This window comes from Bacteroidota bacterium, assembly GCA_030706565.1.
Classification (GTDB): Bacteria; Bacteroidota; Bacteroidia; order Bacteroidales; family JAUZOH01; genus JAUZOH01.
Map to the genome: position 1 here is coordinate 1 of JAUZOH010000167.1, position 8058 is coordinate 8058.

The following is an 8058-nucleotide window of genomic DNA, read 5'->3' on the forward strand; positions in this document are numbered from 1 at the left end:
AACCAGCATGGATAAGGCATGTGGCAGAGGGATTCCGGACAATACCAGGACTTCCAGAACATTGTCAAGCGAAGCCGAATCACTTTTATCAGGTTCGATGATAGGATAAAGTTTCCTGAGTTTTTCACCGAACAATTCAGATTTCAAAATAGATTCCCTTGCCTGCATCCAGAAACGGTTTCCTTTAATGGTGTTGATTTCACCGTTGTGACCCAGGAAACGAAAAGGTTGGGCAAGATCCCATGAAGGGAAAGTGTTGGTGCTGAAACGCGAATGTACCAGGGCAATGGCACTGGTCATAGCATCATCGTTCAGATCTTTATAATATGGTGCAATCTGCAAGGAGGTAAGCATACCTTTGTATACAAGCACCCTTGTTGACAAACTGCAGACATAAAAGTTCTTTTTCCCTTTTAAATCAGAATTTCTGATTTCGTTCTCCGTTTGTTTTCTGGCGATGTAAAGTTTACGTTCAAATATCTCCTGATCGAAATCAGATTTTACAAAAATTTGCCGAATAACAGGTTCGGCAGAAAGGGATATTTCTCCAAGAATGGAATTATCAACAGGGACATCTCTGAAGGTGATCAGATGAAGTCCTTCATTTTCTAATTGTTTAAGTAATATTTTTTCACAATACTCCGCTTCTTTGGGATCGCGGGGGAAAAATATCATTCCTGTTCCGTAATGTCCCAAATCAGGAACGGGAATACCTTGTTTTAAAATAAATTCATGAGGAATCTGCATTAAAATGCCGGCACCGTCACCTGTTTTATTATCAGCGCCTTCAGCGCCACGGTGAACCATATTAGCCAGTACCTCTAATCCTCTTTTAATGATGTCATGCGATTTCTGCCCTTTGATATGGGCAACAAAGCCGACACCACAGCTGTCGTGTTCATTCTCAGGGCTGTACATGCCCTGACTCCCAGCAATAGTTTTCTGCATTTGATTCATTACCTCCGATAAAATCGTTAATTAAAATAACCAGTTTATTCTCGTTTTAGTTTGTATAAATTGTTTTTAGTTTTTAGTTTGCAATTATCGAAGGGGCCGGATTAATTAGGACAAATTATTTTGACCTTAAAAAATCCTGCTTCTTTTGAAGCAGGATGAATTATCGCATTTAACCTCCAAACAATAAACAGGCAAAGTTAAAAAATGTTGCAATAAAACGAAATTAAGGACGCAGTTTTCTTACTTCAGCCCCGGTTCTCCACATTTCTGAATTTTTGATTGCGTCCAGTTCGGCCTGGAGTTTTTCCTGGTAGTCGGGTTTACTATTGGCTTCAATAGTAATCCTGGCTTCATTTCCGGTGGCAACACTTTCATAAAGCTGGTCAAATACAGGAGCAACTGCATCTCTGAATCTGTCTTTCCAGTCAAGAGCGCCCCTTTGAGCTGTAGTGGAACAATTGGAGAACATCCAGTCCATGCCATTTTCACCAACTAAAACAATCAGGCTCTGAGTGAGCTCTTCAACTGATTCATTGAATGCTTCACTGGGTGAATGGCCCTTTTTACGGAGCAGATTATACTGAGCTTCGAGAACACCGGCCAAACAGCCCATTAATGTACCTCTTTCACCGGTCAAATCACTGTAAACTTCTTTCTTGAAATCAGTTTCAAACAGATATCCGGAACCTATGCCGATACCCATTGCCAAAACCTTTTCCCTGGCCTTACCCGTAGCATCCTGATAGATTGCAAAACTCGAATTAATCCCTTTACCCTGCAGGAAAAGTCTTCTTGCACTGGTACCTGAACCCTTAGGTGCAACCATGATCACGTCAACATCTTTGGGAGGAATAATTCCGGTCTGATCATTATAGGTGATACCAAAACCATGAGAGAAATATAAAGTTTTCCCGGCAGTAAGATCCTTCTTAACAGTAGGCCAAAGTGAAATCTGTCCTGCATCAGAAAGAAGGAAACAAATAATAGTAGCTTTCTTGCAAGCTTCGTCAACTGAAAAGAGGTTTTTACCTTCCTGCCAGCCATCGGCCTTGGCTTTTTCCCAGGATTTGACATTCCAGGGTTTGTTGTCATGTTCCTGGCCAACGATAACATTAAAACCCTGATCTTTAAGATTTAATGACTGTGAAGGGCCTTGCACACCATAACCTAACACGGCTATAGTTTCATTCTTCAGGATTTCTTTTGCTTTTGCTAATGGGAATTCATCTCGGGTAACAACTTCTTCGATGACTCCGCCAAAATTGATTTTTGCCATTGGTCAAATTTTTAAATGTTAATTAAAATAAAATTAAACTATTGAAAAAGAACTAAGTTGGTCAAGTTCTTTAAGATAATGCGAAAGTTCTTTAATTTGTTTGGTTACAGCGATACGTCCGGAACGGTTGAACTGGAGTATGCCGAATGGTTCAAGTTTTTTATATAATTCAAGGGTTTCGTCGGAGTGTCCGGTTTTTTCTATGACTACATAATCGGGTTCAACCGTTAATATGCGGGCATTATTATCCCGGATAAGTTGCTCCACGCCACTTCCATGAGCCAATGCCCTGGTCGGCACCTTGTACAAGGCTATCTCCTGAAATATGATTTCATCCTCATGATAGTAGGAAGCCATCAGGACATCAACCAGCTTCTCGATCTGCCTGACCATTTTGATCACATTCTCTTCAGTGGTCCTGACTACTATTGTAAAACGGTGCACACCTTTTACTTCTGATTCAGAAACAGTAAGGCTTTCGATATTGATATGGCGGCGTGTAAAAATGATTGTTATCCGGCTAAGTAAGCCCACTTTATTCTCACTGTAAGCCATTATAGTGAATTCTCTTTCCATGACTTGTATTTTTTGTGGTGGTAATTTTTCCGGAAATCCGGAGAAATTGACAACGTCTTTTATTTTTTAATTATTTAAGTCTGATATCGGCAACAGAAGCGCCAGGTTCGACCATAGGGAAAATATTGGCCTCATTTTCAACCATTATTTCCAGTATGTAGGATTCTTTGCAGTCGAGCATTCTGGAAAGGGCGCCATCAAGTTGTTCACGTTCGGTCACCTTCTCGCCCCTTATGCCGTATGCATTTGCAATAGATACAAATTCGGGAGTAGACATGTGAGTTTCAGAATAACGTTTTTCAAAAAACATATCCTGCCACTGGCGAACCATACCCAGGAAATTATTGTTAAAGACCATCATCTTGATGGCAATGCCTGCCTGAATGATGGTGCCCATTTCCTGCATGGTCATCTGAAATCCGCCGTCACCGGCAATCATGACTACTTCTTTTCCGGGAGCTCCTATCTTTGCACCGATTGCAGCAGGAAGTCCAAATCCCATCGTCCCCAAACCACCGGAAGTAATAAAGTTATTTGGGCATACATGTTTATAATACCTGGCAGCAATCATTTGTTGCTGCCCCACATCAGTAGTAACAATCGCCTGTCCGTTGGTCTTTTCGGCAAGTTTCCGGACTATCTCACCCATCATAATTTTACCGGAAGAAGGATAACATTCCCTTTTTATAACCTCATCAAATTCCTTCTTGTCGCAAGCCCTAAATTCTTCAAACCATTCCTGATGTTGATTGAATTCAATATAAGGGAGTAAGGCATTGACCGCACTGCGTGCATCAGAATGTATGGCAACGGTGGTTTTTACATTTTTATCCAACTCGGCTGCATCAATCTCAATATGAACAACCTTGGCCTTGGAAGCATAACGTTTCAAATCGCCCGTTACCCTGTCGTCAAAACGCATCCCGACAGCAATAATAAGATCGCTTTCATTGGTCTTCACGTTTGGGCCAAAATTGCCATGCATGCCCAGCATACCTACATAATTGGGATGATCAGCAGGAAAAGCTGTCAGCCCCAGCAAGGTGCATGCAGCAGGAATTCCCGCCTTTTCGGACAATTGAATAACTTCCTTCTCTGCATTTGAAAGAAGTGCGCCATGTCCGACAAACATCATAGGTTTCCGAGAATTGTTAATCAACCCGGCAGCTTCCTTGACCTTTTCCATATCCAGTTGAGGAAAAGGATTGTAACTCCGTATCTTAGGAAAGCGTTCATATTCAAAAAGGAACTCTTCGTTTTGTGCATTTTTTGTAATATCAATCAGAACCGGACCTTTACGCCCTGTGTTGGCCACAATAAAAGCCTTGGCAAGTGCTTGCGGAATTTCAGAAGCCCGGGTTACCTGATAGTTCCATTTTGTAACCGGCATGGATAAACCGACCACATCGGTCTCCTGGAAAGCATCACTACCTAAAAGGCTGGAAGGAACCTGACCGGTAATAAAAACTACCGGGATTGAATCGCCATAAGCATTGGCAATACCGGTAATTAAATTAGTGGCACCAGGACCGGAGGTTGCAAAGCAAACGCCTGTCTTGCCCGAAGTCTGGGCATAAGCCTGGGCAGCATGTGCGGCACCTTGTTCGTGACGCACCAATATATGTCTGATCTTATCCTGATAATTGTATAAGGCATCATAAATGGGCATAATCTGTCCACCCGGATAACCAAAAATCGTATCAACTTTTTCTTCCAGCAGTGAAAGAATTAAGGCATCTGAACCACTAACCATCTGTTTCCCCTTCGTTTTCTTCTCTGCTGTGTCTTTTTCCTGTTCCATAGTTATTGTATCCATGGTTGAAAATTATAATCAATTTAATAAAATAATTTGAAAATTACATTATGTCAGCTTCAGTAACAGACAGAATATTAAATAATTCTGACTCCGCCTTTATCCGCCGAACTGACCATTTTGGCATAAGCCTGTAAGGCTTTAGAAATATTCCGTTCGCGCCCGGCCGGAGTAAAAGCTTGGTCTCCTTTTATCTGTTCCTGCTTGCGCCGGTCGGCCAATTCCTGGTCTGTTAACAAAACTTTAATGCTGCGGTTGGGAATATCAATTTCGATTTCATCGCCGTCTTTTAAAAGTGCCACATTACCACCGGCAGCTGCTTCGGGAGAAATATGCCCGATTGAAAGCCCTGATGTACCGCCTGAGAAACGGCCATCGGTGATCAGAGCACATTTGGCACCTAATTTCTTGGATTTAATATATGAAGTAGGATAAAGCATTTCCTGCATACCCGGTCCGCCTTTAGGCCCTTCATAATTGATGACAACCACATCGCCAGCCTGAACTTTATCATTTAAAATCCCGTCGCAGGCATCTTCCTGTGAATTGAAAACCTTTGCCTTACCTTTAAATTGAAGGACTGAAGCATCGACTCCTGCAGTTTTTACAATACAGCCATCCTGTGCAATATTTCCAAACAGGACAGCCAATCCACCATCAGAACTGTAGCAATGGGCTGTGTCGCGGATACATCCGGTCTTACGGTCGGTATCCAGTTCCTTATAATAATTACTTTGAGATCCCAGAACCAGGTTTCTGCTTCCGTTGCCCGGGGCACTTTTAGCCATATCAAAAGCTTCCTCGATTGCTGTGGCACGCATGATGTCATATTTATCCAAAGCCTGTTTCAGGGTATTTCCGTCAACACGTTTAACAGAAGTATCGATCAAGCCTGCCCGGTCGAGTTCGCCCATGATGGCCATAACACCTCCGGCGCGGTTTACATCCTGAACATGATAATTGCAGCTCGGAGCCACTTTGCAAATTACCGGGATGCGCCTTGAAAGAATATCAATATCTTTGATGGTAAAATCCACACCTGCTTCCTGGGCTACGGCCAACAGGTGAAGAACGGTATTGGTTGAACCGCCCATGGCAATATCCAAAGACATGGCATTGTTAAAGGCCTTTTTCGTTGCAATCGACCTGGGCAAAATGGAATCATCGCCAGCTTCATAATATTGTTTGGCCAGTTTAACTATTTGCTCTGCAGCCTTTTCGAAAAGTTTTCGACGGTTGCTGTGAGTGGCCAGAATGGTACCGTTACCGGGTAAAGACAAGCCCATAGCTTCACTCAGGCAGTTCATGGAATTGGCCGTAAACATCCCCGAGCAGCAACCACAGGAAGGACAGGCAGCCTGCTCTACTTTTGCAAGCTCTTCTTCTGAAACGGAATTGTCGCCGCCCATTACCATGGCATCAATCAGGTCAAGTGCTTTGTCACCAAGAATACCAGCTTCCATCGGACCTCCGGAGACAAATACTGTTGGAATATTAAGCCTCATGGAAGCCATCAGCATGCCTGGAGTTATTTTATCGCAATTGCTGATGCAAATCATGGCATCTGCCTTATGCGCATTTACCATATATTCAACGCTATCGGCAATGATATCCCGTGAAGGCAGGGAGTATAACATTCCGTCATGTCCCATGGCGATGCCGTCATCAATAGCAATTGTGTTAAATTCAGCAGCAAAACAACCTTGTTTTTCAATAACTTGCTTAATAATCTGTCCGATCTCATGGAGATGAACATGACCAGGGACAAATTGGGTAAAAGAATTGACAATGGCGATCACCGGTTTGCCCATTTGCTCTTCCTTCATTCCAACGGCACGCCAGAGACTTCTTGCTCCGGCCATCAACCGGCCTTCAGTAGTTATTGAACTTCTCAGCTTGTTCTGCATAATTTTTAAACTTTAAATTTATTTTTTAAAATTCCCAAAAAAAAAGCCATTCTCAACGAGAATGGCTTTTCTAAAATTATATTTTTAAACATACACCATCCTCACCACAGCCATTTAATGACTAGGACGACGACTAGAGAAATGACGTCTAAAGAGATGGTGGTATATTTATTCATGTTTATTTCATTTTTATAATGTGCAAATATATAGATTAAATTTAATATCCAAAATAAATTCATGAAATTTATCATGTTTTTATTCATATTTCAGAATTTTACTTGTGATTTGAAAGTAAACAAAAAGAATAAGATTGATTAAGCAAATCCCGAAACACCAATAAAAACAGCAAGAATATGCAAATCGAAATACCTTTTGGGCAGTTGGTTTATTATGTTTACTTTTAACCCAATTTAAATGGATCAGATTTAATTAAAATATTTTCGGTTTATGTTGTCAGAATTATTTAGAAATATAGCGGATTGGTACATGGGAAATATGAATTATGGTACCATCCTGTTATTAATGGCTATTGAAAGTTCAGTCCTTCCGTTACCCTCTGAAGTAGTTATCCCTCCTGCAGCCTGGAAAGCGGCTCAGGGAGATATGAATTTTTTCCTGGTGATTATCTTTGCCACATTGGGCGCAATTTGTGGGGCATTGTTCAATTATTTCATCTCTCTGATTGTAGGAAGAAAAATCGTATATGCTTTTGCAGATTCTAAAGTTGGACATTTATTCCTGTTGGATAAAGAGAAAGTTCAAAAAGCTGAAAATTATTTCATAAAACACGGACGAAGCTCAACTTTTATAGGCCGCCTGGTTCCGGGAATAAGGCATCTTATTTCTATTCCTGCAGGTTTGGCTAAAATGAAATTGGGACAGTTTGTCCTTTTCACTGCTGCAGGCTCTTTGATCTGGCATACTATTTTGGCAACCCTGGGTTACACCCTCTATTCTCAAAAAGAATTGCTTGATAAATATTTTTCAGAAATATCTTATGTTTTGCTGGCTCTGGGAATTATATTTATTGCCTATTTGGTAGTTAAGGCATACAAAAAGAAAAAGGTCAGTACCAATTAATAAACAAATTCCAGGTGGCTTCGACTCCGCTAGCCACCTGCTGAGTCTTTTTAAGCCAACTTTGAGGTTAAAAGAAGATGGCATTCTTTAATCAAAGAACAATTTCAGATGCATTTTGGAATTATTCTTCCATTGCCGTCAGCTTCAGCCGACGGATCCTGCTGATATAATGATATTTCTTCAATAGTTTAAAATAATACAGGAATATTTGGCTAAAGCCGCAAAAAATATTGCTTCATCAAATCCGTTGGCTGAAGCCAACGGCAATGAAAATCAGAATATGTATTGGGTTTTAGCCCAAATTCGGCATCTTAAAATTATCCCCAAAATTTGGCTAAAACTGAGAAATCATCATTCTTTATTACCTGTCGCCTGAAACCAACAGCAATAACAACAATGATTCTCTGCCTTTTAAAACGAAGCACAGGGTTTTATAAGGTAACCATTGG

6 protein-coding genes are annotated in these 8058 nt (G+C 41.1%); 1 reads left to right on the forward strand and 5 read right to left on the reverse strand.

The window, feature by feature from the left end; translation table 11 throughout:
• From Q8907_09660 to ilvD, 5 genes are all read right to left on the reverse strand, one after another.
• The coding region (locus tag Q8907_09660) for a glutamate synthase subunit alpha (protein MDP4274531.1) at positions 1-948 on the reverse strand (948 nt) is incomplete at its 3' end.
• Between the two features lie 232 nt (positions 949-1180).
• Positions 1181-2233, reverse strand: coding sequence for a ketol-acid reductoisomerase (ilvC, locus tag Q8907_09665; GenBank protein MDP4274532.1), 1053 nt, complete (start codon positions 2231-2233; stop codon positions 1181-1183).
• Positions 2234-2266: 33 nt separating this feature from the next.
• Positions 2267-2809 carry an acetolactate synthase small subunit gene (gene ilvN, locus Q8907_09670; protein MDP4274533.1) on the reverse strand — a complete coding sequence of 181 codons (543 nt, stop codon included), beginning with the start codon at positions 2807-2809 and terminating at the stop codon, positions 2267-2269.
• A gap of 70 nt (positions 2810-2879) precedes the next feature.
• Positions 2880-4625: a biosynthetic-type acetolactate synthase large subunit gene (ilvB, locus tag Q8907_09675; GenBank protein MDP4274534.1), complete on the reverse strand. Its 1746-nt coding sequence runs from the start codon at positions 4623-4625 to the stop codon at positions 2880-2882.
• 74 nt (positions 4626-4699) lie between these two features.
• Positions 4700-6529 carry a dihydroxy-acid dehydratase gene (ilvD, locus tag Q8907_09680; GenBank protein MDP4274535.1) on the reverse strand — a complete coding sequence of 610 codons (1830 nt, stop codon included), beginning with the start codon at positions 6527-6529 and terminating at the stop codon, positions 4700-4702.
• 447 nt (positions 6530-6976) lie between these two features.
• On the opposite strand from ilvD, the gene Q8907_09685 reads away from it, so the two are divergent.
• Positions 6977-7609 (forward strand): DedA family protein, encoded by a 633-nt coding sequence (locus Q8907_09685; protein ID MDP4274536.1) that lies wholly within the window; start codon positions 6977-6979, stop codon positions 7607-7609.
• The last annotated feature ends 449 nt before the right edge of the window (positions 7610-8058 follow it).